At 37.5% G+C, this 26268-nt stretch carries 22 protein-coding genes; 20 read left to right on the top strand and 2 right to left on the bottom strand.

Annotated elements, in window-relative coordinates; genetic code table 11:
* Nucleotides 1-26: 26 nt before the first annotated feature.
* Nucleotides 27-1973: an ABC-F family ATP-binding cassette domain-containing protein gene (locus K5Q07_RS06265; protein WP_220730181.1), complete on the bottom strand. Its 1947-nt coding sequence runs from the start codon at nucleotides 1971-1973 to the stop codon at nucleotides 27-29.
* A gap of 166 nt (nucleotides 1974-2139) precedes the next feature.
* Here K5Q07_RS06265 and K5Q07_RS06260 point away from each other — a divergent pair, with 166 nt between their 5' ends.
* From K5Q07_RS06260 to K5Q07_RS06245, 4 genes are all read left to right on the top strand, one after another.
* The gene (locus tag K5Q07_RS06260; protein WP_034532012.1) at nucleotides 2140-2775 is read left to right on the top strand and encodes a redox-sensing transcriptional repressor Rex; all 636 of its coding nucleotides are present in this window, start codon (nucleotides 2140-2142) and stop codon (nucleotides 2773-2775) included.
* Nucleotides 2776-2938: 163 nt separating this feature from the next.
* On the top strand, nucleotides 2939-3223 hold the full coding sequence (groES, locus tag K5Q07_RS06255) for a co-chaperone GroES (protein ID WP_220730180.1): 285 nt from the start codon (nucleotides 2939-2941) through the stop codon (nucleotides 3221-3223).
* 33 nt (nucleotides 3224-3256) lie between these two features.
* A complete protein-coding gene (groL, locus tag K5Q07_RS06250; RefSeq protein WP_054605416.1) occupies nucleotides 3257-4870 on the top strand; it encodes a chaperonin GroEL in 1614 nt (537 codons plus the stop codon).
* Between the two features lie 106 nt (nucleotides 4871-4976).
* A complete protein-coding gene (locus K5Q07_RS06245; RefSeq protein WP_225426100.1) occupies nucleotides 4977-6074 on the top strand; it encodes a glycosyltransferase family 4 protein in 1098 nt (365 codons plus the stop codon).
* Nucleotides 6075-6093: 19 nt separating this feature from the next.
* Here K5Q07_RS06245 and K5Q07_RS06240 read toward each other — a convergent pair whose 3' ends face one another.
* Nucleotides 6094-6744, bottom strand: a complete 651-nt coding sequence (locus K5Q07_RS06240; protein WP_220730179.1) for a YigZ family protein — start codon at nucleotides 6742-6744, stop codon at nucleotides 6094-6096.
* Between the two features lie 58 nt (nucleotides 6745-6802).
* Between K5Q07_RS06240 and K5Q07_RS06235 the strand changes: the two genes are divergently transcribed.
* The 16 genes from K5Q07_RS06235 to whiA all read left to right on the top strand — a co-directional run bounded on the left by K5Q07_RS06235 (nucleotide 6803) and on the right by whiA (nucleotide 26219).
* Nucleotides 6803-8134 carry an ATP-dependent helicase ComFA gene (locus K5Q07_RS06235; RefSeq protein WP_220730178.1) on the top strand — a complete coding sequence of 444 codons (1332 nt, stop codon included), beginning with the start codon at nucleotides 6803-6805 and terminating at the stop codon, nucleotides 8132-8134.
* 343 nt (nucleotides 8135-8477) lie between these two features.
* Complete coding sequence (locus K5Q07_RS06230) at nucleotides 8478-8804, top strand: ComF family protein (protein WP_220730177.1); 327 nt, start codon at nucleotides 8478-8480, stop codon at nucleotides 8802-8804.
* A gap of 148 nt (nucleotides 8805-8952) precedes the next feature.
* Nucleotides 8953-11316 carry a preprotein translocase subunit SecA gene (gene secA, locus K5Q07_RS06225; RefSeq protein WP_220730176.1) on the top strand — a complete coding sequence of 788 codons (2364 nt, stop codon included), beginning with the start codon at nucleotides 8953-8955 and terminating at the stop codon, nucleotides 11314-11316.
* Between the two features lie 56 nt (nucleotides 11317-11372).
* Nucleotides 11373-12489, top strand: a protein-coding gene (prfB, locus tag K5Q07_RS06220; RefSeq protein ID WP_155443783.1) for a peptide chain release factor 2 whose coding sequence is annotated in 2 segments (ribosomal slippage) — nucleotides 11373-11444 and nucleotides 11446-12489 — 1116 coding nt in all. Because the reading frame shifts where the segments join, the coding sequence is not laid out codon by codon here.
* A 10-nt stretch (nucleotides 12490-12499) separates the two neighbouring features.
* The gene (locus tag K5Q07_RS06215) at nucleotides 12500-13654 is read left to right on the top strand and encodes a PDZ domain-containing protein (RefSeq protein WP_220730175.1); all 1155 of its coding nucleotides are present in this window, start codon (nucleotides 12500-12502) and stop codon (nucleotides 13652-13654) included.
* Nucleotides 13655-13711: 57 nt separating this feature from the next.
* Complete coding sequence (locus K5Q07_RS06210; RefSeq protein ID WP_220730174.1) at nucleotides 13712-13981, top strand: PspC domain-containing protein; 270 nt, start codon at nucleotides 13712-13714, stop codon at nucleotides 13979-13981.
* A gap of 11 nt (nucleotides 13982-13992) precedes the next feature.
* Nucleotides 13993-14328, top strand: coding sequence for a phage holin family protein (locus K5Q07_RS06205; RefSeq protein WP_220730173.1), 336 nt, complete (start codon nucleotides 13993-13995; stop codon nucleotides 14326-14328).
* A gap of 63 nt (nucleotides 14329-14391) precedes the next feature.
* Nucleotides 14392-15330 (top strand): HPr(Ser) kinase/phosphatase, encoded by a 939-nt coding sequence (hprK, locus tag K5Q07_RS06200; RefSeq protein WP_054606303.1) that lies wholly within the window; start codon nucleotides 14392-14394, stop codon nucleotides 15328-15330.
* Nucleotides 15331-15355: 25 nt separating this feature from the next.
* On the top strand, nucleotides 15356-16177 hold the full coding sequence (gene lgt, locus K5Q07_RS06195; protein ID WP_373310051.1) for a prolipoprotein diacylglyceryl transferase: 822 nt from the start codon (nucleotides 15356-15358) through the stop codon (nucleotides 16175-16177).
* Between the two features lie 21 nt (nucleotides 16178-16198).
* Nucleotides 16199-17215 (top strand): NAD(P)H-dependent glycerol-3-phosphate dehydrogenase, encoded by a 1017-nt coding sequence (locus K5Q07_RS06190; protein ID WP_220730171.1) that lies wholly within the window; start codon nucleotides 16199-16201, stop codon nucleotides 17213-17215.
* A 44-nt stretch (nucleotides 17216-17259) separates the two neighbouring features.
* Complete coding sequence (galU, locus tag K5Q07_RS06185; RefSeq protein WP_220730170.1) at nucleotides 17260-18135, top strand: UTP--glucose-1-phosphate uridylyltransferase GalU; 876 nt, start codon at nucleotides 17260-17262, stop codon at nucleotides 18133-18135.
* Between the two features lie 84 nt (nucleotides 18136-18219).
* The gene (trxB, locus tag K5Q07_RS06180) at nucleotides 18220-19143 is read left to right on the top strand and encodes a thioredoxin-disulfide reductase (RefSeq protein WP_220730219.1); all 924 of its coding nucleotides are present in this window, start codon (nucleotides 18220-18222) and stop codon (nucleotides 19141-19143) included.
* A 158-nt stretch (nucleotides 19144-19301) separates the two neighbouring features.
* Nucleotides 19302-21308: an excinuclease ABC subunit UvrB gene (uvrB, locus tag K5Q07_RS06175; RefSeq protein ID WP_285289188.1), complete on the top strand. Its 2007-nt coding sequence runs from the start codon at nucleotides 19302-19304 to the stop codon at nucleotides 21306-21308.
* 12 nt (nucleotides 21309-21320) lie between these two features.
* Nucleotides 21321-24176, top strand: coding sequence for an excinuclease ABC subunit UvrA (gene uvrA / locus K5Q07_RS06170; RefSeq protein ID WP_220730168.1), 2856 nt, complete (start codon nucleotides 21321-21323; stop codon nucleotides 24174-24176).
* 106 nt (nucleotides 24177-24282) lie between these two features.
* The gene (locus K5Q07_RS06165; RefSeq protein ID WP_220730167.1) at nucleotides 24283-25269 is read left to right on the top strand and encodes a gluconeogenesis factor YvcK family protein; all 987 of its coding nucleotides are present in this window, start codon (nucleotides 24283-24285) and stop codon (nucleotides 25267-25269) included.
* 11 nt (nucleotides 25270-25280) lie between these two features.
* Entirely contained in the window at nucleotides 25281-26219 is a 939-nt protein-coding gene (gene whiA / locus K5Q07_RS06160; protein WP_034534634.1) for a DNA-binding protein WhiA, read from the top strand.
* The last annotated feature ends 49 nt before the right edge of the window (nucleotides 26220-26268 follow it).

Genomic DNA, 26268 nt, shown 5'->3' with positions numbered 1-26268 from the left:
AATCCGTTTCGGATTCATCTTTTTATTTATTCAAGTTCCATCATTGCATTTTCCCAATCGGTTTCAATCTCTTCAATCTTGGAATTGATGTCAGTTATTTTAGCTTGCAACTCATTTAGTTTTTCAATGTCATTGAGATTTTCTGGTTTAACCATCTCTGCTTCAATCGCGGCTTTATCTTTTTGAGCAGCATCAAGTTGTGATTCTAAGTCTTCAACCTGACGTTTTAATTTACGTTGCTTCTTTTGTAACTCTTTGTTAGCAATGAATTCTTTTTGATTTTGTGACTTTGGTTTAGTATTGGAAACTTCTTCATTCTTAGCTTTTTCTTCTTGCTTATGTTCTTCAATGGCTGCTTGTTCTTCCTTCTTTTCTACGTAGTAGTTGTAGTTACCAAGGAATAACTCGCTGCCATCAGGGGATAGTTCGACGATTTGAGTAGCTAATTTATTGATGAAGTATCTATCGTGGGATACAAATAGGATTGTGCCATCAAAGTTGATTAGGGCGTTTTCAAGCACTTCACGACTATCGATATCCAAGTGGTTAGTAGGTTCATCTAAGATTAGGAAGTTATCGTGATTCATGGATAACTTGGTTAATACTAGACGCGCTTTTTCACCACCAGAAAGATTACCTACAATCTTTTCGACCTCTTCACCTGAGAACAAGAAGCTACCTAGAATAGAACGAATGCGTTGTTCAGGGTAAGTAGGGTAGTCGTCCCAGATTTCATTTAGTACGGTCTTATTAGGGTGCAAGTTATCTTGATGTTGATCGTAGTATCCGATTTGCACACCGGTACCTCGTTCAATCTCACCAGCTTTAAGTGGTAGTTGCTTCATGATGGTCTTTAATAATGTGGATTTTCCAATCCCATTTGGACCAATCAATGCAACAGCTTGATTTCGTTTCACATCAATGTTGATGTTTTTCGATAGTACCTGATCATCGTACCCAATTGCAGCATCACGGACGTTTAAGACGACGTTTCCGCTTTGCTTTTCTGGACTAAATGAAAGGCGGGCTGATTTGTCATCACGAGTTGGTGCTGCGATTTTTTCCATCTTTTCCAATTGAGTTCGTCTGGATTGAGCTCGTTTGGTAGTGGATGCACGAACGATGTTTTTATCGACAAAGTCTTGCATCTCTTTGATTTTCTTTTGTTGTTTTTCGTATTCCTTTAGTTGATGTTGATAGTTTAGTTTCTTTTGTTCAACGTAACTAGAATAGTTACCAACATAATGAGTCATGTGACCTTGTGTTAAATCGTAGACTTGATCAACAATCTTATCCATGAAGAAACGGTCATGTGAAATGATTAGAAGGGCGCCATGATAGCTCTTTAGATAATCTTCCAACCAACTGATGGTCTTTACATCAATATGGTTGGTTGGTTCGTCTAGAATCAATAGATCCTTTTTTTGTAACAGTAGTTTAGCCATTGCCAGTTGGGTTTGTTGACCACCTGATAGTTCACTAATCTTATGGTCGTACATTTCCTCACCGAAGCCAAATCCGTTTAACACTGCCTTAATTTCGGCTTGATATGAAAAACCATTCTTAGCGGTGAATTCAGCTTGAAGTTGATCATAAGTTTGTGAAACCTCAGCTAGTTTTTCTGGATTAGAGTTGACGTTTGGATCCGCCATTTTGTTTTCGTATTCGTGAATTTTATTTTCTAAAGCGATTAAATCAGCAAATACATTGGTCATTTCTTCAATGATTGTGGCATCTGAAGTAAGACCAGTATTTTGAGCAAGATATCCAATTGTGATACCTTTTTTGGTGGTTACTTCACCTTCATCGATTGGTTCATCGCCCAAAATCATTTTCACTAATGTTGACTTACCAGCACCGTTTCTACCAACTAGGGCTACCTTGCTATTTTCTTCTATGCTTAAGTTAACGCTTGTGAAAAGATCTTGCCCACCAAAACGTTTTGTCATTTTATTTGCTTGTAAAATAATCATAAAATTCACCTCCTAATTCTCTTGTATTATCAGCAATAATCACTATTTTAGCATATTCCTCCCAATAAATTAAAATGTTCAATCTTTTTTAATGGATGGTAATATTTTCACAAACTTTGTTTTTATGATAAAATACATAAATGTTATGAAAGATTCGGGAGGGAACATTTTGGATATTAAAATTCCTAGGGCAACGGCTAAAAGATTGCCTATGTATTATCGATATCTTAGCGGTTTACATGACGCGAAAATAAAGAGAATATCCTCTAGTACTTTTGCTGAAGCAGTTCAAGTTGATTCAGCAACAATTAGAAGAGATTTATCTTATTTTGGAGCTCTTGGAAAACGTGGATATGGTTACGAAGTTGATAATTTATTAGACTTCTTCAAGAAGATTCTAAATCAAGATCACTTAACAAATGTTGCATTAGTCGGTTTAGGTAATTTGGGTCAAGCCTTACTACACTTTAATTTTCACAAAGATAGTAACGTAAGAATCTCAGCTGCCTTTGATATTCATGACGATATGATTAACACTGTTCAAAGTGGTGTACCAGTATATGATGTTAAGGACTTACAAGAACAACTAAGAGATCAACAAATTGAAGTAGTTATTTTTACCGTTCCAGCAACCGTAGTTCAAGACCTATGTGACGAAGCCGTAAAGGGTGGCGCTAAGGGTATTATGAACTTTACTTCAAAACGTTTATCAGTTCCCAAAAATGTCAGAGTACAAAACGTTGATTTAACTAACGAATTACAAACATTAATTTACTTCATTGAACACTATGAAGGTGAATAAGAAAGATGAGCTATTGGCTCATCTTTTTTTGTTGGATTTGGATGTCCTTTTGCTTGCATCTAAATCTAAAAAATAATATATTATTTATAGTGATTAGCACTTATGATAAATGACTGCTAATACTGACAAAAGACATTAAAAACAAAAAGTGAGGTCAAGCAAAATGTTAAAGCCATTGGGTGATCGTGTAATTATTGAAGCACAAGAAGCTAAAGAAGAAACAGTTGGAGGCATTGTGTTAGCAAATAATGCCAAAGAAAAACCACAAACTGGTAAAGTTGTTGCCATGGGAAACGGTAGAGTCTTAGACAATGGCCAAACTGTTACACCAGAAGTTAAAAAGGGTGACGAAGTTGTTTACGACAAGTACTCAGGTACTTCAGTAGACTACGATGGTCAAAAATATCTAGTACTAAAAGAAAGCGACATTTTAGCAGTCGTTGAATAAAAAATAAAAAACTTATTATGGGGTGAATAAAAAATGGCAAAGGAAGTTAAATTCTCAGAAGACGCAAGACGTTCAATGCTAAGAGGTGTTGATAAACTTGCAAACACTGTTAAGACTACATTAGGACCAAAGGGTAGAAACGTTGTTGTTGAACAATCAACAGGTACACCAAACATTACTAATGATGGTGTTACAATCGCTAAGTCAATTGAACTACCAAATCATTTTGAAAACATGGGTGCTAAGTTAGTATCAGAAGTTGCATCAAAGACTGATGACATTGCCGGTGACGGTACTACAACTGCGACTGTATTAACTCAAGCAATCGTTAATGAAGGAATGAAGAACGTTACTGCTGGTGCCAACCCAGTTGGTGTTCGTCGCGGTATCGAAAAGGCAACTGAAGTAGCTGTTGAAAAGCTACACAAGATGTCAAACGAAATTAAGAGCAAGAACGATATTGCTCAAATCGCTTCAATTTCCGCTGCTAACCCAGAAGTTGGTGAATTAATTGCCGATGCTATGGAAAAGGTTGGAAACGATGGTGTTATCACTGTTGAAGACTCGCGTGGTGTTAACACAACTATGGACGTTGTTGAAGGTATGCAATTTGATCGTGGTTACATGTCACAATACATGGTTACAGACAACGACAAGATGCAAGCTGATTTAGACAACCCATACATCTTAGTTACTGACAAGAAGATTAACAACATTCAAGAAATCCTACCTGTATTACAATCAGTTGTTGAACAAGGTCGTTCACTTCTAATCATCGCAGATGATATTGGTGGTGAAGCACTACCAACATTGGTACTAAACAAGATGCGTGGTACTTTCAACGTTGTTGCTGTTAAGGCTCCTGGTTTTGGTGACCGTCGTAAGGCTCAACTACAAGATATTTCAGTTCTTACAGGTGCTACTTTAATCACTGACGATTTAGGATTAAACTTAAAGGACGTAACCATTGATCAATTAGGTCAAGCTAACAAGGTTAACGTTACTAAGGACGACACTACAATCGTTCAAGGTGCCGGTGACAAGGATCAACTTGCTGCGCGTGTTGCAGAAATCAAGAACCAATTAGAAACTACTACATCAGAATTCGACAAAGAAAAGCTACGTGAACGTTTAGCTAAGTTAGCCGGTGGTGTTGCCGTTATCCGTGTCGGTGCAGCTACTGAAACTGAACTAAAAGAACGTAAGTACAGAATCGAAGATGCATTGAACTCAACTAGAGCTGCCGTTGAAGAAGGCTTCGTTCCTGGTGGTGGAACTGCATTCATCAACATCCTAAAGGACCTAGAAGAAATTCCTGCTGAAGGCGACGAAAAGACAGGTGTAAACATTGTTTTACGTGCTCTAGAAGCTCCAGTTAGACAAATTGCCCACAACGCCGGAATTGACGGTTCAATCGTTGTTGAACATCTAAAGGGCAAGGAAATGGGTATTGGTTTCAATGCCGCTACTGGTGAATACGAAGACATGATTAAGGCCGGAGTTGTTGACCCAACCAAGGTTTCAAGATCAGCACTTCAAAATGCCGCATCTGTTTCAGCATTACTATTAACTACTGAAGCTGTTGTTGCTAACTTACCAGAAGAAAAGAAAGATGCAATGAACCCTTCAATGGGACCAATGATGTAATAAAAAAGGATTCCTTTTGGGAGTCCTTTTTTTGTTTAGCCTTGTTTTTAATCTGTTACATTTGTATAATTTATTAATAGTATTATAAAACGAAAGGATAACGATTATGCTAAAATTCGAAATTATCGTTTCTCTTTTCGCGACAATGTTAATTTCCGCTGTGGTGACACCGTTTATTAGAAAGTTAGCATTTCGCTGGGGAGCTATCGATAGTCCAAATAAGCGAAGAATGAATAAAATTCCAATGCCGACATTAGGAGGTTTGGCAATATTTGTATCATATACAATTGCCACAATGTTCCTATTGAGGAGTCAGATGCCAACTCATCAATTATATGGGATGTTTGCAGGACAAGTAGTCATCATTATTACAGGGGTAATCGATGACATCATTGTCTTAAAGCCTCGTCAAAAAGTATTTGGAATTAGTTTAGCAGCAATCATTGTCTTTTTCTTCGGAAATATTCAAATGAGTAACGTATCATTGCCATTCATTGGAACATTTAGTCTGGGATGGTTAAGTTTACCAATTACTTTAATTTGGATTTTAGCAATCACCAATGCCGTTAACTTAATTGACGGATTAGACGGATTAGCAACTGGGGTAGCGGTTATTGCGTTAACCACAATGGGAATCACCGGTTTCTTCTTCCTAAACGTTGGTAACGTCTACGTTTCAATCATGATTTTTGCGCTGGTTGCAGCATGTTTAGGTTTCTTACCTTACAACTTCTTCCCAGCCAGAATCTATCTAGGAGATACCGGTTCATTGTTCATCGGTTTCATGATTTCAATCTTCTCATTGAATGGATTGAAGAATGCCACATTCATTACCGTGATTATTCCGGTAATCATCCTAGGGGTACCAATCACTGATACCATCTACGCTATCTTACGTAGAATGTTAAACAAACAACCAATCATGCATGCTGATAAACGACACTTACATCACCGTTTAATGCAAATTGGTTTAACTCATCGTCAAACGGTATTGGTAATATATGGAATTGCTTTGATTTTCTCATTCATTTCATTGCTATACCCAATCTCAACCATTTGGGGTTCCATCTTATTAACGATTGCAACGTTAATTGGATTGGAACTATTCGTTGAATCAATTGGTTTAGCTGGTAAGGATAGACAACCATTATTGAACGCAATCAAAAAAGTCGTTAAAGAAAACACAAGTAAAGATAACCACTAAAAAAAGAATGGCCATTTGGTCATTCTTTTTTGTATGGATCATAATCGACTTCAAAGTATTTTTCGTCGCCATCGTGCATTTCAACACGACCGTTTAGTAAATCAATTACATTTTGTTTGAACTCTTCAACCTTGGGATTATCGATGGCGACAATCACTGATACCTTGTCGGTATATTGAGTATCGATGATGTTAGTCCCATTTTCTTCTAGATGGTAATTCAACTGATCAAATAGGTTGTACGCAACATCAATAGTAATTTCAGTTTGCAAAATCTTTTTAACGATACCAACGTGTTCGATTGCTTTCGTGGTGGCATTACTGTATGCACGGATTAAACCACCAGCACCCAGTTTAATTCCACCGAAGTATCTAGTTACGACGGCGGCGGTGTTGTGGACACCAATATTTTTAAGCGCTTCTAGGATAGGGACGCCGGCGGTACCTGATGGCTCACCATTATCACTGGCGCGTTGAATGAAATCGTCTTGGCCAATTACGTAGGCGTGACAATTATGGGTAGCTTTTTTGTGTTCTTCTTTAACGCTATTCACGAAAGCAATTGCCTCATCTTCATTTGAAACCCTTGCAATAGAACAGATAAATTGTGATTTTTTGATATCAATTTCATTGACACCATTTTCTTTAATTGTGAGATAATCTTTTTCCATTTAAATCTTTTCACCTCAGAAATTTAGCTTTTTTGCGTACTTATTTATGGTGATAATTATGATTAAAGATATTTCAGAATTATACGGGAGACAAATCAATGCCACAATGGTAGATAGGAAACTCCTTAATAATTCGATTGTTCATAAATACATTCCAATTAAGATTAACAGTAACAGTATCTATTGTAAACGATGTGGGCAAAAAACACCCGTAAACAGGTGTGAATTACCCGATAACAACTATTATTGTCCGGCTTGTATTAACCTAGATCGGATCACATTAAGTATCCCGTTAGTTTATGCAGATGAACCCAACGACTTTGCAATCAAACAACCAGTGTTAACTTGGCAGGGACAATTAACAAATGAGCAGGAGCAATGTTCTAAGGATATTATCGACGTTTTTAAAAACAATCGGACGCATCTATTGTGGGCAGTAACCGGAGCGGGGAAGACAGAGATGCTATTTAAGGGAATTGAACAGGCACTAATTGAAAGAAAGCGGGTTTGCATTGCGTCACCTCGAGTGGATGTTTGTGTTGAACTTTATCCAAGAATTAAGGAAGCGTTTGCCAACACATCAATGGCTCTATTGCACAGTCGCAATCCCCAGCCATATCAATATGCACAATTGACGATTTGTACGACTCATCAGTTGTTACGGTTTTACCATGCCTTTGATGTCTTGATTATCGACGAGGTTGATTCTTTTCCGTTTGTAAATAATGAAGGTCTTCATTTTGCTGTGAAAAACGCGACGAAACAAAACAGCGCCAAGTTGTATTTAACGGCGACGCCCACCAATGAGATGACCAAAAAGATTAGCAGAAATAAGTTAACGGCCAGTTATTTACCAATTCGGTTTCACCGCCATTTTCTCCCGGAGATTAAATTGAAATACGCAAAGAAATGGCGCGAAAATTTAAATAAGCACAAGTTACCTAAATTATTAATTACTAAAATAGCTGAGAAAATTACAGACAATCAACGTTTTTTATTGTTTGTTCCACGAATTGCTGATTTACAACCAATCAGTGATATATTGGCTAAACAATTTGATGCTAGTAAGTGGGAGACGGTCTTTTCCAGTGATGATAAAAGAATGGAAAAGGTATCTGACATGCGTGAGAAGCGCAAATTATTTCTGATAACAACGACTATTTTGGAACGAGGTGTTACCTTTCCGGGAATTGATGTAATCGTGTTTGGTGCCGAAGATGAGGTCTTTTCGACATCTTCGTTGGTCCAAATTGCCGGTAGAGTCGGAAGAAAAATGGATCGGCCAACCGGTGAGGTCTTATTTTTAGCCGAAGAAAACACGGTGGCGATTAAAAGCGCGATTAATCAAATTAAGTACATGAATAAAAAGGCGGCGAAGTTAAATGAATAGTTGCTTGCTGTGCAATAAAGTGTTGAATTATGAAATGACACTGTCCTTTTTATTGAGCTTTAAAAGACTGCCGAAAAGATATGTTTGTGATGACTGCATGAATCGCTTCGTGCGAATTGATCAGACCAAAATTTGTCGAGAGTGTGGTCGTCAGATGAACAAGCCATGTATATGCGGTGACTGTCAAAAATGGCATCGGACTAATCAAGACTTTATTAATAGATCCATCTTTGAGTACAATGATGCAATGAAAGAGTTTATGCATCTTTATAAGTTTGTCGGTGATTATCAATTACGGATGGTTTTTCAAGAAGAGATTAGAAAAAAGATTAGAAAAAATTCGATGGTAGTGCCGATACCAGTAAGTGTGGAAACAAAGATTAGCCGTGGCTTTAATCAGGTGGTGGGACTCCTTGGTGATGTTGAATATGTAGATGCGCTCAAGGTAAATAAAATCCGCAAGACACGTCAATCAGAATTGAATCGTAAACAGCGAATTAACAACCAACAGGTTTTCACAATTAATGAAAAATGTGCTACCAAAATAGTGAATCAAGAAGTGTTGTTGATAGACGACATTTACACTACTGGAACCACGATTAGACATGCGGCAGAAGTACTGAGAGCAAACGGTGTTAACAAAGTTTCTGGATTAACACTATGTCGATAAGGGATGTTTTATATATAAAGGATATTTTTTTAGAAGAATTAGATAATCTGTTTTTAAAAATGATAATTAAATGTTAGAATAAGAAAGATAGAATTTATATAAAGCGAATAAAACATTAAAAACTAATTCACGGAAGGAAAATAAACAAATGGCTAACATTTTAAGAAAATGGGTCGAAAGCGATAAGCGTGAAGTTAAAAGACTTAGCAAGCTAGCTGATAAAGTTGAAGCATACGCCGATGAAATCAGCAAACTAAGTGATGACGAACTAAAAGCTAAAACCCCCGAATTTCAACAACGTTATCAAGATGGGGAAACTCTTGATGACTTACTACCAGAAGCATTTGCAGTTGCCAGAGAAGGTGCTACTCGTGTATTAGGTTTAACTCCTTTCCATGTTCAAATCATGGGTGGAATTGTTCTACATGAAGGTAACATTTCTGAAATGAAGACCGGTGAAGGTAAGACTTTAACTGCCACTATGCCAGTATACCTAAATGCATTAGCTGGTAAGGGTGTTCACGTTATTACTGTTAACGAATACCTATCACAACGTGATGCCGAACAAATGGGTGAACTATACAACTGGTTAGGTCTAACAGTAGGTGTTAACTTAACTGAAAAGAGTCCAGAAGAAAAACGTGAAGCATACAATGCCGACATTACTTACTCAACTAACAGTGAAATCGGTTTTGATTACTTACGTGATAACATGGTTGTCTATAAAGAAGACATGGTTCAAAGACCATTGAACTTTGCTATTGTCGATGAAGTTGACTCCATCTTAATTGATGAAGCTAGAACTCCATTGATTATTTCAGGACAAGCTAAGGGTTCATCAGAACTATACATGCAAGCTGATCAATTTGCTAAGACATTAAAAGAAAAAGATGACTTCAAGATTGACTTGGAATCAAAGACTGTTTCTTTAAATGATAAGGGAATTGAAAAGGCTGAAAAGTACTTTAACTTAAAGAACCTATATGACACAGATAACACTGCATTGACTCACCACATCGATGAAGCATTGCGTGCTAACTACATCATGATTAAGGATAAGGATTACGTTGTTTCAGATGACGAAGTACTTATCGTTGACTCATTCACCGGACGTATCATGGATGGTCGTCGTTTCTCAGATGGTTTACACCAAGCTATTGAAGCTAAAGAAGGAGTAACCATTCAAGAAGAAAGTAAGACAATGGCCAACATTACTTACCAAAACTTATTCAGAATGTACAGAAAGCTAGCCGGTATGACTGGTACTGCTAAGACTGAAGCTGATGAATTTAGAGAAATCTATAACATGGACGTTATCTCCATTCCAACCAACAGACCGGTTGCCAGAGTGGACGAACCTGACTTGTTATACCCAACTCTACAATCAAAATTCGATGCTGTAGTTGAAGAAATTAAAGAATTACATTCAAAAGGCCAACCAATCCTAATCGGTACGGTTGCCGTTGAAACTTCAGAATACATTTCAAAACGTTTAGATGATGCTGGTATCAAACACGAAGTGCTAAATGCCAAGAACCATGCTAAAGAAGCTGAAATCGTCGCAAACGCAGGTCAAAAGGGTGCGGTAACTATCGCTACCAACATGGCCGGTCGTGGTACTGATATTAAATTAGGACCGGGTGTTGTTGAATTAGGTGGACTTGCCGTTATTGGTACTGAAAGACACGAATCAAGACGTATCGATAATCAATTACGTGGACGTTCAGGACGTCAAGGTGACCCAGGACTATCACAATTCTACTTATCACTAGAAGATGACTTAATGCGTCGTTTTGGTTCTGATAAGATTAAGAACTTCTTGGAAAGAATGAAGGTTGACGGTGACTCTGCTGTTATCAAGAGTCGTTTAATTACCAAGCAAGTTGAATCAGCACAAAAACGTGTTGAAGGTAACAACTACGATTCAAGAAAACAAGTTCTACAATACGATGACGTTATGAGACAACAACGTAGCGTTATCTACAATGAAAGATACCAAGTAATCACTGAAGACAAGTCATTAGACTGGGTTATGAAACCTATGGTTAAGAGAACAATCAACCGCATTGTTAACTTACACACTCAAGGTGACAAGAAGGACTGGGACTTAAGCACTATCCTAGACTTTGCCATTAGCGCACTTGTTAGCCCTGATATGATTAGCCTATCTGACTTAGAAGGTAAGTCAGCTGATGAAATCAAAGACTTCTTGGTTGAATTATCTGAAAAGGTTTACAAAGAAAAGAAAGAACAACTATACGACCCAGAACAAATGCTAGAATTTGAAAAGGTTGTTATATTAAGAGTTGTTGATTCTCACTGGACTGATCATATTGATGAAATGGATCAATTGAGACAATCAATTGGTTTAAGAGGTTATGGTCAATTGAACCCATTAGTTGAATACCAACGTGAAGGTTATCAAATGTTTGAAGAAATGGTCTCAGATATTGATTACGATGCCACAAGATTGTTCATGAAAGCTGAAATCAGACAAAACATCGAAAGATAATAAAAAAGCGAAGATGAACAGAAGTTCACTTCGCTTTTTTGGTAAGGAGAGTAAGAATGGAACTAGCTGATGCTAAAAATGAAATAAGTCAAATCAAAAAAGCCATCCAAGGCTTTAGGGGGTCTCTTTGACTTAGATTCCCTTCAAGAAAGCATTGAAATTAATGAAGCCAAGATGGCTGAACCAGGATTTTGGGATGATCCGGAAAAAGCCCAAAGTTTTATTAATGAAAACAATCGTTTGAAGAAAAAATACGACAATTTTAATGAACTAAATGAAGAGGCTGAAGACCTTGAAGTGAACCTAGAATTAATCGAAGAAGAAAACGATGATTCGATGATGGAAGAATTTGAAGAGTCCTTAGCACAAACTAAGGCTCACCTTGAAAAGTACCGACTAGGGATGCTATTGAACGGTAAGTACGACGGCAATAATGCAATTCTAGAAATCCACCCAGGAGCTGGTGGAACCGAATCACATGATTGGGGCATGATGCTATTTAGAATGTATACCAGATGGGCAGATCAAAATGGTTTCAAAATAGAAACATTGAACTATCAAGCTGGTGAAGTAGCCGGAATTGATACTGCCACCATTATGGTGAGCGGTGAAAACGCCTATGGATACCTAAAATCAGAAAAAGGTGTTCATCGTTTGGTTAGAATTTCACCATTTGATTCAGCCGGTCGTCGTCATACATCATTTGCTTCGGTCGATGTAATGCCAGAATTAGATGACACTGTTGATATCGAAATTAATCCAGCCGACTTGAGAGTTGACGTTTATCGTGCTAGTGGTGCCGGTGGACAACACGTTAATAAGACTTCTTCAGCAGTTCGTATTACTCATGAACCTACCGGGATTGTTGTTGCCAGTCAAGCTCAACGTTCACAATTACAAAATAGAGAAACTGCCATGAACATGTTGAAATCCAAACTTTACGAACTTGAAGAAGAAAAGAAGGAACAACAAAAGGCACAACTCGAAGGTGAACAAAAAGAGATTGGTTGGGGTTCACAAATCAGATCATATGTTTTCCATCCATATTCAATGGTCAAGGACCATCGAACAAATTATGAAACAGCAAAGGCGCAAGATGTTATGGACGGTGACCTTAATCCATTCATTAATGCATACTTGCAATGGAAATTAAGCAAAAGAAATCCAGAATAGGGGAATTTAAATGAATAATTTATGGATGACATTGTTAATATTCATCCAGCCAGTTTTATGGTTGGGAATATTAAGAAATTACATTATCTACCGAAAACGTATCAAACGTGAAAGAAAGGATTTTAACACTTCAATTTCACCAAATGATTTTGAAATGACTCATTTTTGGGCAAGTTTTATTGTCTTGGGAATTGTCGGAAGTGTTGTTTCAATGATTTTAGGAATCTATCTATCACTTCCTTGGATCATTATTTATGAAGCATTGGTTTTAATTAACCTAATCATAATTCCGGGTCAATTTTTCACGGTTTTAAATCTAGTGATTGCAACTGCTTTGACATTTGTAACATATAAACTTGACTTGTTTACGTATATTAATACAGAAGGGATTAACACTTCATCTACTTCGCTATCAAATGCATTATTGTTATTAGTGACAGTGTTCTTTGTCTCTGCATTGTACATGAAGATGTTTTTAGGAAACTACCAATCTCCAAAAATCTTCAAAAACCAACGTGGTAATAAGGTTGCCGGTTATTTAAATAAGGAATTCGCGGTCCTACCGATTGCCGTATTAATTCCAGGTGATCAAATTCATGCATTGATTAGTTGGTGGCCTGTCTTTTCAATGGGTCAACATCAATTCACAATCTTCATTCTACCGGTGCTAATTGGAATTCGATTCACTATTTTCAAGTCAGTACCAAAAGAATTTTTCAAAAAGTTATCTAATCGATTGTTATGGCTAACATGTTTGGGTATTATTCTAGTTGTTGCAACTTACCTATTAGATGGTATCTATAATATTGAATTGATTTCAATGGTTGCAATGGCAGTATTATACCTATTAGTTTTAATTCGAACTAAGCATAAAGATAGTAAGAAGGCTAAATGGTTCTCAGACGCGGTCAATGGTCTAAGAGTAATCGCCGTTAGAAAAGGCACACCAGCCGAAAAGATGGGTGTTGAAATGGGCGACTTAATCATCGAGGTTAATAACATCGAAGTAAGCACCGAAGACGATTTCTACAAGGCTACTTTGACTTCACCAACATTTTGTCGATTAAAGGTATTAAACCGCCAAGATCGAATTAAAATCATGGAAAGTGCCATCTACAGCGATTCACCAAATGAATTAGGTGTAGTTGTTATTAAGGAAAAGTAACTTAAGATTGATTTAATAAACGTTATTTAAAATGTCATATAACGAGGAGGCTTTAAGATGACTAAAATTTACCGTTCACAAACTGATCGAGTATTAACAGGATTATTAGGCGGAGTTGCCGAATATTTCCATATCAATTCACAACTTTTAAGAATTATATTTGTAGTTCTATCCATTTATCCGGGCCATCTGATTGCCGGACTATTAATCTACTTAATTTGTTTAGTAATTGTACCGGTAAACCCCAATGTATATGGTGGTCGACACACCGATAAGAAAAGAACTCGTCGAAACTTAACTGACGTTGATGAATTTAATGAGAAGTAAGAGGTGACACCATGAGAGTTTTAGGCAGAATATTGATTAATACGTTGCTGTTTGTTGCAATTGCAGGTTTCTTCCAAGGCAGCTTTTATGTTGCTTCCTTTGAAACCGCGATTGTGGCGGCAATCGTTTTAGCAATTCTAAATGCTTTGGTAAAACCAGTATTGTTTATACTATCTTTACCAATCAATATCCTAACTTTAGGATTATTCAGTATTGTTCTGAATGGAATTATGCTTGAACTAACATCTTATGTGGTGGGAAATACTTTCCATTTTGCTTCATTTGGGATGGCAGTAATCGTTGCTTTGATCATGTCAATTTGTAACGTCATATTGTCAGACTACTAAATAATTTTTTAAAACATCTAATAACATGATAAAATTAGCTTATAAAGAAGTGGAGGAAAGGCTATGGCATACAGTGTAACGGTCGCCGATCTTGTCGCAAACACCCACCTAGATATTTTCTACGGTGAAGAATACCTTGATCGACCAATTACCACGAGCGACATTTCTCGCCCTGGTTTGGAATTAACAGGATACTTTAACTATTACCCATCAAAGAGAATTCAATTACTTGGTATTACAGAAACATCATATGCTAAGGGCATGGATAGTAATGACCTTTTTGATGTGATGAAGAAAATGTGTTTACCAGAAACACCAGCATTTGTTATTTCTACTCAATTAGATCCACCTGATGAATTAATTCGCGCTGCAAAAAATCAACACATTCCAGTATTGGGTTCTAAGCTAACAACTTCTCGAGTATTAAGTAATATGACTAACTACCTAGAAGGTAAATTAGCTGAAAGAAAGTCCATTCATGGTGTGCTAATTGACGTATATGGTTTAGGGGTATTAATGACAGGGGACTCTGGAATTGGTAAGAGTGAAACTGCTTTAGAACTTGTTAAACGTGGTCACAGATTGATTGCTGATGATCGTGTTGAAGTATACCAACAAGATGAACAAACATTAATTGGTCAAGCACCGATGATTCTAAGACACTTACTAGAAATTAGAGGGATTGGGATTATCGATGTTATGAACCTATTTGGTGCCGGTGCCGTTCGTTCACAGACCAAGGTTGACCTAATCGTTCACCTAGAAAATTGGTCTGATGATACTCCATATGATAGATTAGGTAATGGCGACGAAACTCGTCGTATCTTTGACGTTGACGTTCAAAGAGTAAGCATTCCTGTTAAGACAGGTCGTAACTTAGCTATCATTATTGAAGCGGCAGCTATGAACTACCGTGCTAAGAAGATGGGTTATGATGCTACTAAGGTATTCGATGATAACCTAAACAATTTAATTAAAGAAAATTCAGGTAACAAAAAATAATCCTCTTTTTTAGGAAGTGAATATAATGTCAATTGCGTTAAATCCAATTGCGTTTAACCTGGGACCTATCTTGGTTCACTGGTATGGTATTTTTATTGCTACGGCTGTATTAATTGCCGTTTACCTATCAGTCAAAGAAGGAAAGAAACGCGGGATTGAACCGGATAATATTTACGATATGATTCTGTGGGCATTGCCAGTGGCAATTATTTGTGCCCGTATCTATTATGTTGTATTTCAATGGTCGTACTACAGCCAACATCTAGACGAGATTGTTAAAATCTGGGATGGAGGAATCGCCATTTACGGTGCCTTGATTGGTGCGTTTGTAGTGGTATTCTTATATTGTAGGAGTAAATTAATTTCAGTTTGGGCGATGCTTGACGTAATAGAGCCAACTGTGATTATGGGCCAAGGAATTGGTAGATGGGGAAACTTCATGAACCAAGAAGCTTTTGGTAAAATCACTAGTTTAGCGTTCTTAAAGTCCCTACACCTACCTAATTTCATTATTAATCAAATGTTTATTCAAGGATTTTATCGCCAACCAACATTTTTGTATGAATCACTATGGGACTTATTAGGATTCGTTTTACTAATGAATCTTCGTCAAATCCAAGGATTCTTCAAACGTGGTGAAGTGGTATTATCCTACGTTATTTGGTATTCATTCGGTCGTTTCTTTGTTGAAGGGATGAGAACTGATAGCTTAATGCTATTTGGTGGAATTAGAGTTTCACAATTACTATCGATTGTCTTATTTGTTGGTGCAATCGGTTTAATGATCTATCGTCGCAAAAATGATTCTGATTTACCTTACTACCTAGATGGTAGCAAGTTACAATAATTTTAAGGAGCTATATTGATTATGGTAGAAAAAATTGCAGTGTTAGGAGCAGGTTCATGGGGAAGCATGCTTGCTAATATTTTAGTTGAAAATGGTAATGAAGTGCGTTTATGGTCATACAAACAATCACAAGTTGATGAACTAAACAATAAACACACAAATGAAAAATACATCAAAGATTTTACATATCCAAAGGAACTAGTTGCTTACGCTGACATGAAGGAAGCAATTAGAGGCGTTGATGATATTTTATTTGTTGTTCCAGCACAAGTTACAAGAAGTACTGCCAAACAAGTAAATGAAATTTTAGAAAAACTAGATATGAAGGTAAACATTATTCATGGTAGTAAAGGAATTGAACAAAAGACTTACAAACGTATGTCAGAAGTTCTAGCTGACGAAATCGATGAAAGCCATCGTAAGTCAATCTCAGTTATCTCAGGTCCTAGTCAAGCAGAATCAGTTGCTAAACACGATATTACTTTGGTAACTACTGCTTCAGAAAACATTAAAGATGCTGAACATATTCAATCATTATTCATCAATGATTACTTCAGAGTTTACACAAATGATGACATCATCGGTGTTGAAATTGGTGCAGCTCTAAAGAACATTATCGCCATTGGGGCTGGTGCACTTTACGGTTTAGGTTATGCCGACAATGCTAAGGCAGCCTTAATGACACGTGGATTAGCAGAAATTTCTCGTTTAGGAACTTCATTTGGTGCTAACCCATTAACATTCACTGGTCTATCAGGATTTGGTGATGTAATCGTTACTGCCACAAGTAGTGACTCACGTAACTGGCGTGCAGGATATCAACTAGGTAAGGGAGAGACCTTGGATGATATCGTTAAGAACATGGGAATGGTTATTGAAGGCATTGCAACTGCTGAAGCTGCATACGAATTAGCTAACCAACGTGGTATTGATATGCCAATTACATCAGCTATTTACAAGGTATTACACAAGGAAATTACAATTGATGATGCAATTTCTCAACTAATGCACCGTAAGGGTAGAGCTGAATTAGATTAAGATTTAAGAAATAGGAAAATATGAGAAAATAGGAGTTTATATTCATGAAGAAAATCAGAAAAGCAATTATCCCAGCAGCAGGATTAGGAACAAGATTCCTACCAGAAACTAAGGCAATGCCAAAGGAAATGCTACCAGTTGTTGATAAGCCAGCAATTCAATTAATCGTTGAAGAAGCTATCGCATCAGGTATTACTGACATTTTAATTATCATTGGTAAGGGTAAGCGTGCTATTGAAGATCATTTCGATTCAAACACTGAACTTGAATTGAACCTTGAATCAAAAGGTAAGGAAAAGATGCTAAAGGCTGTTAAGAAAACTAACGGTTTGAACATTTACTTCAAGCGTCAAGAACATCCTAATGGTCTAGGTGATGCTGTTCATACTGCCAAGAGTTTCGTTGGTGAAGACCCATTTGTAATCATGCTAGGTGATGATTTGATGACAGATGAAACTCCATTAACTAAGCAATTAATTGACAGTTATGAAGAAACAGGTTCATCAACACTTGCTGTTATGAAGGTTCCTCATGAAGACACATCAAAATACGGTGTTATTAACCCATCTAAGGAAGTAGACGATGGTTTATATGACGTTACTAGTTTTGTTGAAAAGCCAAATCCAGAAGATGCTCCAAGTGATTTAGCAATTATTGGTCGTTACCTATTAACAGCTGATATCTTTGACATTCTTGAAAACACTAAGCCTGGTAAAGGTAACGAAATTCAACTAACTGATGCCATTGATACTCTAAACAAAAAGGGTAAGGTATATGCTCACGAATTTAAGGGTGACAGATACGACACTGGTAACAAGTTTGGTTGGTTACAAACTAACATCGAATTTGGTCTAAAACATCCTGAAGTTTCTGATGAATTAAAACAATACATCAAGGACTTAGCTAAGAAGTTAGATTAAAATTAGTTTGTGTGCAAATTAATGGACAAATGATATATATGATAGTAAAGTATCATATATTAATTCAATGAAAGGAGGAGCTTAATTATGGAAAAGTATGACGTAATTATTATTGGTGCAGGGCCTGGTGGAATGACTTCTGCACTATATGCTTCTCGTGCAAACTTATCAGTTATGATGATCGACCGTGGTATCTACGGTGGTCAAATGAACAACACTGCTGAAATCGAAAACTACCCAGGATTTAAGTCAATTCTAGGTCCAGATTTAGCAAAAGAAATGTATGAAAGTTCCACTAACTTTGGTGCCAAGTATGAATACGGAACTGTTGAATCAATCGAAGACAAAGGTGATTCTAAGATTGTTAACACCGATCAAGGTAGTTATGAAGCAGGTGCCGTTATCATTGGTACAGGTTCACAATACAGAAAGTTAGGCGTTCCTGGCGAAGATGAATACGGTGGAAGAGGTGTCTCATACTGTGCTGTATGTGATGGAGCATTCTTCAAGAACCGTGAAGTAGTAGTTGTCGGTGGTGGAGATTCAGCTATCTCTGAAGCACTTTACCTTGCAGGTTTAGCTTCAAAGGTGACTGTTATTCACCGTCGTGATCAGCTACGTGCTCAAAAGGTTATTCAAGACAGAGCATTTGCTAACGACAAGATTGAATTCATTTGGGATACTAACGTAACTGAAATTGTCGGAGATGACATGAAGGTTACTGGTGTTAAGACTATCAACAACAAGACAAATGAAGAAGGCGAAGTGGCCGCTTCAGGTGTATTTATTTACGTTGGTAACAACCCAATGACTGAACCTTTCAGTAACTTAAACATTACTGACGAAAAAGGTTGGATTAAGACAAACGAACGTATGGAAACTTCAGTAAAGGGTATCTTTGCTATTGGTGACGTTCGTGAGAAAGAATTAAGACAAGTAACTACTGCTGTTGGTGACGGTGGTATTGCTGGTCAAAACGCATTCGAATACGTATCTTCATTACACTAAAACGTGTGATTAAAAGACTGGTCAACTGGCCAGTCTTTTTTGTGCCTATGAGGAGAACATTAGTTTTAGAAAGTTTGTTCGTATGTTAGAATATTATTAAACTAAGATGAATGAGCCTTGCGCTCCGAGTTAAAAACAAAGGAGGACTTTGTTTGGAAATAAAACGTGAAGAGAATAATAAATTTGATTTAGTCTCGAAATACAAACCTACCGGAGACCAACCTGAAGCGATTAGTAAACTAACTAAAGGTGTTTTAGATGGTCAAAAGAACCAAATCTTATTAGGTGCCACCGGGACTGGTAAGACTTTTACCATTTCTAATGTGATTAAAAACGTTAATAAGCCCACATTGATTTTGTCTCATAATAAGACGCTTGCTGGACAGCTATACAGTGAGTTTAAGGAATTCTTCCCTAATAACGCGGTTGAATACTTCGTCAGTTATTATGACTACTATCAACCTGAAGCTTACGTTCCATCCAGTGATACCTACATCGAAAAAGATTCTTCTATTAACGATGAAATCGATAAGCTACGTCATGCGGCAACCAATTCATTGCTTACCAGGAATGATGTTATTATCGTTGCTTCTGTTTCATCGATTTTTGGATTAGGTAGTCCTAAAGAATACTACAAACACACTATTCCATTGAGTGTTGGTCAACAGATTGAACGAGATGAACTACTTAGGAAGCTAGTCGAAATTCAATTTGATAGAAACGATATTGATTTTCAACGTGGTCGTTTCAGAGTGCATGGGGACGTTGTCGACATCTTCCCAGCTTCTGGGGATCAACACGCTTATCGAGTTGAATTCTTCGGTGATGAAATTGATTCAATTAAGGAAATTGATACATTAACTGGTGAATTCATCGGTAAAAAAGACGACATCATTATCTTCCCAGCGACCCACTTCTTAACCGATGATCAAAACATGGACCATGCTTTGAAGGGCATTAAGGAAGAAATGAAGGAACAAGTTGCCAAGTTTGAAAAAGAGGGTAAGCTACTTGAGGCCCAACGCTTGAAGCAACGAACCACCTATGACGTTGAAATGATGGCGGAAATGGGTTACACCAACGGGATTGAAAATTATTCCAGATACATGGATAACAGAAAACCGGGTGAAGCTCCATACACGCTATTGGATTTCTTCCCAGACGATTACTTGTTAGTTGTCGATGAATCTCACCAAACATTGCCACAAGTTGGTGGAATGTATAACGGTGACAAGGCTAGAAAAGAACGTCTAATTGAATATGGTTTCAGATTGCCAAGTGCTTTGGATAACCGTCCATTAAAGATGCCAGAATTCAAAGAACGTGTCAATCAAGCAATCTACATGTCAGCGACTCCTGGTCCACGTGAACTAGAAGAAACCGCTGAAAAGAACATTGTTCAACAAATTATTCGTCCGACTGGTCTATTGGATCCAACGGTTGAAGTCCGTCCAATCATGGGTCAAATGGATGACTTAGTCGGTGAAATTAACGAACGAATCGCCAAAAATGAAAGAACCTTTGTAACCACCTTAACCAAGAAGATGTCGGAAGATTTAACCGATTATCTAAAGGACTTAGGAATCAAGGTTGCATACCTACATTCAGACGTTAAGACACTTGAACGTACCAAGATTATTCGTGACCTTCGTTTAGGTAAGTATGACGTATTGGTCGGAATTAACCTTCTAAGAGAAGGAATCGACGTTCCTGAAGTATCATTGGTTGCCATCTTGGATGCTGATAAGGAAGGCTTCCTAAGAAATGAACGTTCATTAATTCAAACTATTGGTCGTGCTGCTAGAAACGAAAATGGTGCGGTTATTATGTATGCCGATAACATGACCGACTCAATGCAAAAGGCGATTGATGAAACCGCAAGAAGAAGAAGTATTCAAAAGAAATACAACGAAGAACATGGCATTACACCACACACCATCAAGAAACCAATTAGAGACCTTATTAGTTACGATAACAATAAGAACGACGATTCTTCTGAAGATCACTCATTTGTTGAATCCGACTTCCAAAAGCTATCTAAGAAGGATCAAAAGCAAATGATTGAAACATTGACCAAGGAAATGAAGCATGCAGCTGCTAAACTGGATTTCGAAAAAGCCGCAGCATTGCGTGATACCGTCATGGAATTGAAAGGTCAAATGTAAGGGGGCAAAAACTTGCAAAACGATAAAATTGTCATTAAAGGTGCAAGGGCACATAACTTAAAAGACATCAGTGTTGAAATTCCTAAGAATAAATTGACTGTTATGACCGGTTTATCAGGTTCAGGAAAGAGTTCATTGGCATTCGATACACTATATGCTGAAGGACAACGTCGCTACGTAGAAAGTTTGTCTTCATACGCACGTCAATTCTTGGGCCAAATGGACAAACCGGATGTGGATTCAATTGAAGGATTGAGTCCAGCTATTGCGATTGACCAAAAGACAACTTCCAAGAATCCACGTTCAACTGTTGGAACCGTTACTGAAATTAACGATTACTTCAGATTGCTATGGGCGCGTGTAGGAACACCAATTTGTCCAAACGATGGAACCAAAATTACCAGACAATCAATCGATCAAATGATTGATGAAGTGCTGGCACTTCCAGAAAGAACAAAGCTTCAAATCTTATCACCAGTGGTTAGACAACAACGTGGTCAACACAAGAAAGTTATCGATAAGATTAAACGTGAAGGTTTCGTTAGATATCGTGTCGATGGAGAAGTCCACGAAATAGAAGATGACGTTCAATTAGACAAGAATAAGTATCACGACATCGAAATCGTCGTTGATAGAATCATCGTTAAAGATGGAATTAAATCTCGTCTATCAGACTCATTGGAAACTGCATTAAGACTAAGTGATGGTTATGCCGTTGCTGACTTAATGGGTAATGGTGACAACTTAATTTTCTCTGAACACTACGCATGTCCACTTTGTGGATTTACAGTTAGTGAATTGGAACCACGTCTATTCTCATTCAACTCACCAATCGGAGCTTGCCCAAGCTGTGATGGTCTAGGAATGAAACTAGAAGTCGATGAAAGTTTAGTTGTTCCCGATAAGGATAAGACACTAAACGAAGGGGCAATTGAACCATGGAATCCAATCAGTTCTAAGTTCTATCCAAGCTTGCTAGAACAAGCCTGTGAAGCATTTGGCATCGATATGGATACTCCTTTCAAAAAGTTACCTAAGAAGCAAAGAGACCTAATTTTATACGGCTCAAATGGAAAAGAATTTCACTTTCACTTCAACAGTAACTTTGGCGGTATCAGAGATACTGATGCACCTTTTGAAGGGGTTATTAACAACATTGACCGTCGTTATAAGGAAACTAATAGTGACTTTACCAGAGACCAAATGCGTCTATATATGACCGAATTAACATGTCAAACCTGTCACGGGTTCCGTTTAAACAGAGAAGCATTAAGTGTGAAGGTTGATGGTTTAAACATTAGTGAAGCAACCGACTTAGACGTCGTAAAAGAACTAAACTTCTTCTCTAAACTAAAGTTTGGTGAAAAGGATAGTGTTGTTGCCAAACCAATTCTAAAGGAAATCATCGATCGTCTTACTTTCTTGAAGAACGTGGGACTAGATTACCTAACACTTTCCAGAACTGCTGGAACACTATCTGGTGGTGAATCTCAACGTATCCGTTTAGCCACCCAAATCGGTTCAAACCTATCCGGAGTGCTATACGTATTGGATGAACCTTCAATTGGGTTACATCAACGTGATAATGACCGTTTGATTTCTTCACTAAAATCAATGCGTGACTTGGGGAATACTCTAGTTGTCGTAGAACACGGTGAAGATACCCAACGTTCCGCTGATTACATCGTTGATATTGGCCCCGGTGCAGGAACCAATGGTGGTCACGTCATGGCCGTTGGAACACCAGATGAAGTGGCGCAAAATGATAATTCATTGACTGGTCAATACCTCTCAGGTAAGAAGTTTGTGCCAGTGCCATTGAAACGTCGTAAGGGTAACGGCAAGAAGATTAAGGTAACTGGGGCATCAGAAAATAATTTGAAGAATGTTACAGCTGAAATTCCACTAGGTGAATTTAACGTCGTGACAGGGGTTTCTGGTTCAGGTAAATCAACATTGATTAACCGCATTGTTAAAAGAGCAATCGCCCAAAAGCTAAACCATAACTCTGAAAAGCCAGGTAAGTACAAGTCAATTTCTGGTTATAAGAATATCGACAAGTTAATTAACATTGACCAAAGTCCAATCGGAAGAACTCCTCGTAGTAATCCGGCAACATACACCGGTGTCTTTGATGACATCAGAACTTTGTTTGCTGAAACCAACGAAGCTAAACTTCGTGGATACCAAAAGGGCCGTTTCAGTTTCAATGTTAAGGGTGGTCGTTGTGAAACATGTCATGGGGATGGAATCCTAAAGATTGAAATGAACTTCCTACCAGACGTTTATGTGCCTTGTGAAGTTTGTCATGGTAAACGATACAATGCCGAAACACTGGAAGTTGAATATAAGGGAAAAAACATCTCAGATGTCTTGGACATGACTGTGGATCAAGCACTGGAATTCTTCTCTTCAATTCCAAAGATTACTAGAAAACTAGAAACCATTGATGAAGTCGGTTTAGGCTATGTTAAACTTGGCCAATCAGCAACTACCTTGTCTGGTGGGGAAGCACAAAGAATGAAGTTAGCTTCTGAACTTTACAAGAAGTCTGCTGGAAACAACTTATACATCCTAGATGAACCAACCATTGGTTTACACACCGATGACATTAATCGTTTGTTAGTTGTTTTACACGAACTAGTTGAACAAGGCAATACTGTATTAATTATTGAACACAACTTGGACGTGATTAAGACAGCTGATCACATCATCGACCTAGGTCCTGAAGGAGGAGACGGTGGTGGTGAAATTATTGCCACAGGAACTCCTGAAGAGATTGTTAAGGTCAAGGAAAGCTATACTGGTCAATATCTAAAACCAGTCCTAGAACGTGATACCAAACGAACAAAAGAAGCTAAAAAATAAAAAAAGCGTGATAACACGCTTTTTTTTATTTGCTTTTAAAATGACACGCCCGGGTATGTGTGTTATACTTTCTTAGTTGAAAAAATTGAAAGGAGGAAATGATTTGATGAAAGACAATCAATCGAGAAAAAACGTTGTTGTCATCGGTGGCGGAACTGGTTTACCAGTTATCTTGAATAATCTAAAAAACGAAAATGTCGACATCACAGCGATTGTTAACATCTCAGATGATGGTGGCTCATCAGGTCGTTTACGCAATGAAATTAACATTGTCCCTCCTGGAGATATTCGAAATGTTTTAGTTTCATTATCTAATTTGTCTAAGGACAAGCTGGACTTATTTCAATACCGTTTTAAAAAGGGCGATCATTTCTTGTCAGAGCATTCATTAGGTAATCTAATCATTGCTGCGATGACTGAAATGAAGGGTGACGTGAACGTAGCCGTTGATACATTAAGTCAGATGATGGACATTACTGGAAAGATTTATCCAGCTACCAACGAGAAGTTACAGCTATGTGCCGAATTTGATGATGGCTCCACAATGACTGGCGAATACGAGATTACCTATGCTGATAAAAAGATTAATCGTGTTTGGGTAGAATCCAGCGATGACCAAAAGGAAATTCCACATGCTAATCAAAAGGTCATTGATGCCATCCTGGCAGCTGACCAGATTGTGTTAGGACCCGGAAGTCTATTCACCAGTATCTTGCCAAACCTAATGATTAAAAACCTAGGGGAGGCTGTTTTAGCGTCTAAAGCACAGGTGGTATACATTTGTAATATCATGACGCAAAAGGGCGAAACAGACCATTTTTCAGACGCTGAACACGTTGAAGTATTGAACCGCCACATGAAGTCAAACTTCATTGATGTCGTAATCGTAAACAAACAACCAGTGGATACCAATCTAATTAATCGAGAAGTGTTTAACGAGATTGAAAATCCAGTTAAACACGATGAAAAAGCAATTAAGGCAATGGGATGTGAATGCATCTACGATGACTTTTTAATGCTAAGTCATCAAGGGGCATTCCATGATGGAAAAAAGGTTGCCGATACATTATTCAAACTGGTTTCAAAAAGATAGGATGATTAAAAATGTCATACGCAAGTGACGTAAAAAAGGAGCTAACCACGTTAGAAGTTCATAAGGAAAACGCTAAGGCTGAATTAATGGCCTTGATTAGAATGAATGGTTCTATTTCGTTAGCTAATCGCAAAATTATTTTAAATATTCAAACAGAAAATCCAGCCATCGCACGTCGTATTTACAAGTTAATCTTGGAATTCTACGAAGTAGAAAGTAAGCTTGTTGTTAGAAAGAAAATGAAGTTAAACAAGAACAATGTTTACGTCGTAAGAATTGCTAACCAAGCACAAGCAATCCTAGACGACCTAGGAATCTTTGATAACTATCAAATCGTCGAAAGAGTACCTATCGAATTACTGAAAGATGATTCTCAAGTCAGATCATATCTAAGAGGGGCGTTTCTAGCTGGAGGTTCCGTGAACAATCCAGAAACTTCCAGATACCATCTGGAAATCTATTCATTGTATGAAGAGCACAATGACATGATTTCAGAAATGATGAATAAGTATGAATTGAATTCAAGAACCACCGATCGAAGAAGTGGTTACATCACATACCTAAAGGAAGCAGAAAAGATTGCTAATTTCTTGCAACTAATTGGTGCAACCAATGCGATGTTAAAATTCGAAGATGTCAGAATTATGCGTGATATGAGAAACTCTGTGAATAGATTAGTTAATTGTGAAAATGCTAATATGAACAAGGTTGCTAATGCTTCAACCAAGCAAATTTCTAATATTCAATTCATCGACGACACAGTCGGATTGGATAAGTTACCTGAAAAACTTTATGAAGTGGCCATCACTAGAATGAAGATGCCAGAAGTTAGTTTGAAGGAATTAAGCGAATCATTACCTAGTGGGGCGATTTCGAAGTCTGGAATCAACCACCGTTTGAGAAAGATTAATGAATTTGCCGATAAGATTAGAGAAGAAGCAGTTTCATAAAGACACAAAAAAGACGTTAACCGAAGTTAACGTCTTTTTTTATTATCTA

Origin of the sequence: Apilactobacillus zhangqiuensis (genome assembly GCF_019656215.1) — a bacterium.
GTDB lineage: Bacteria > Bacillota > Bacilli > Lactobacillales > Lactobacillaceae > Apilactobacillus > Apilactobacillus zhangqiuensis.
The sequence above is the reverse complement of the archived record's forward strand: the minus strand, read 5'-3'. Positions and strand labels throughout refer to the sequence as shown.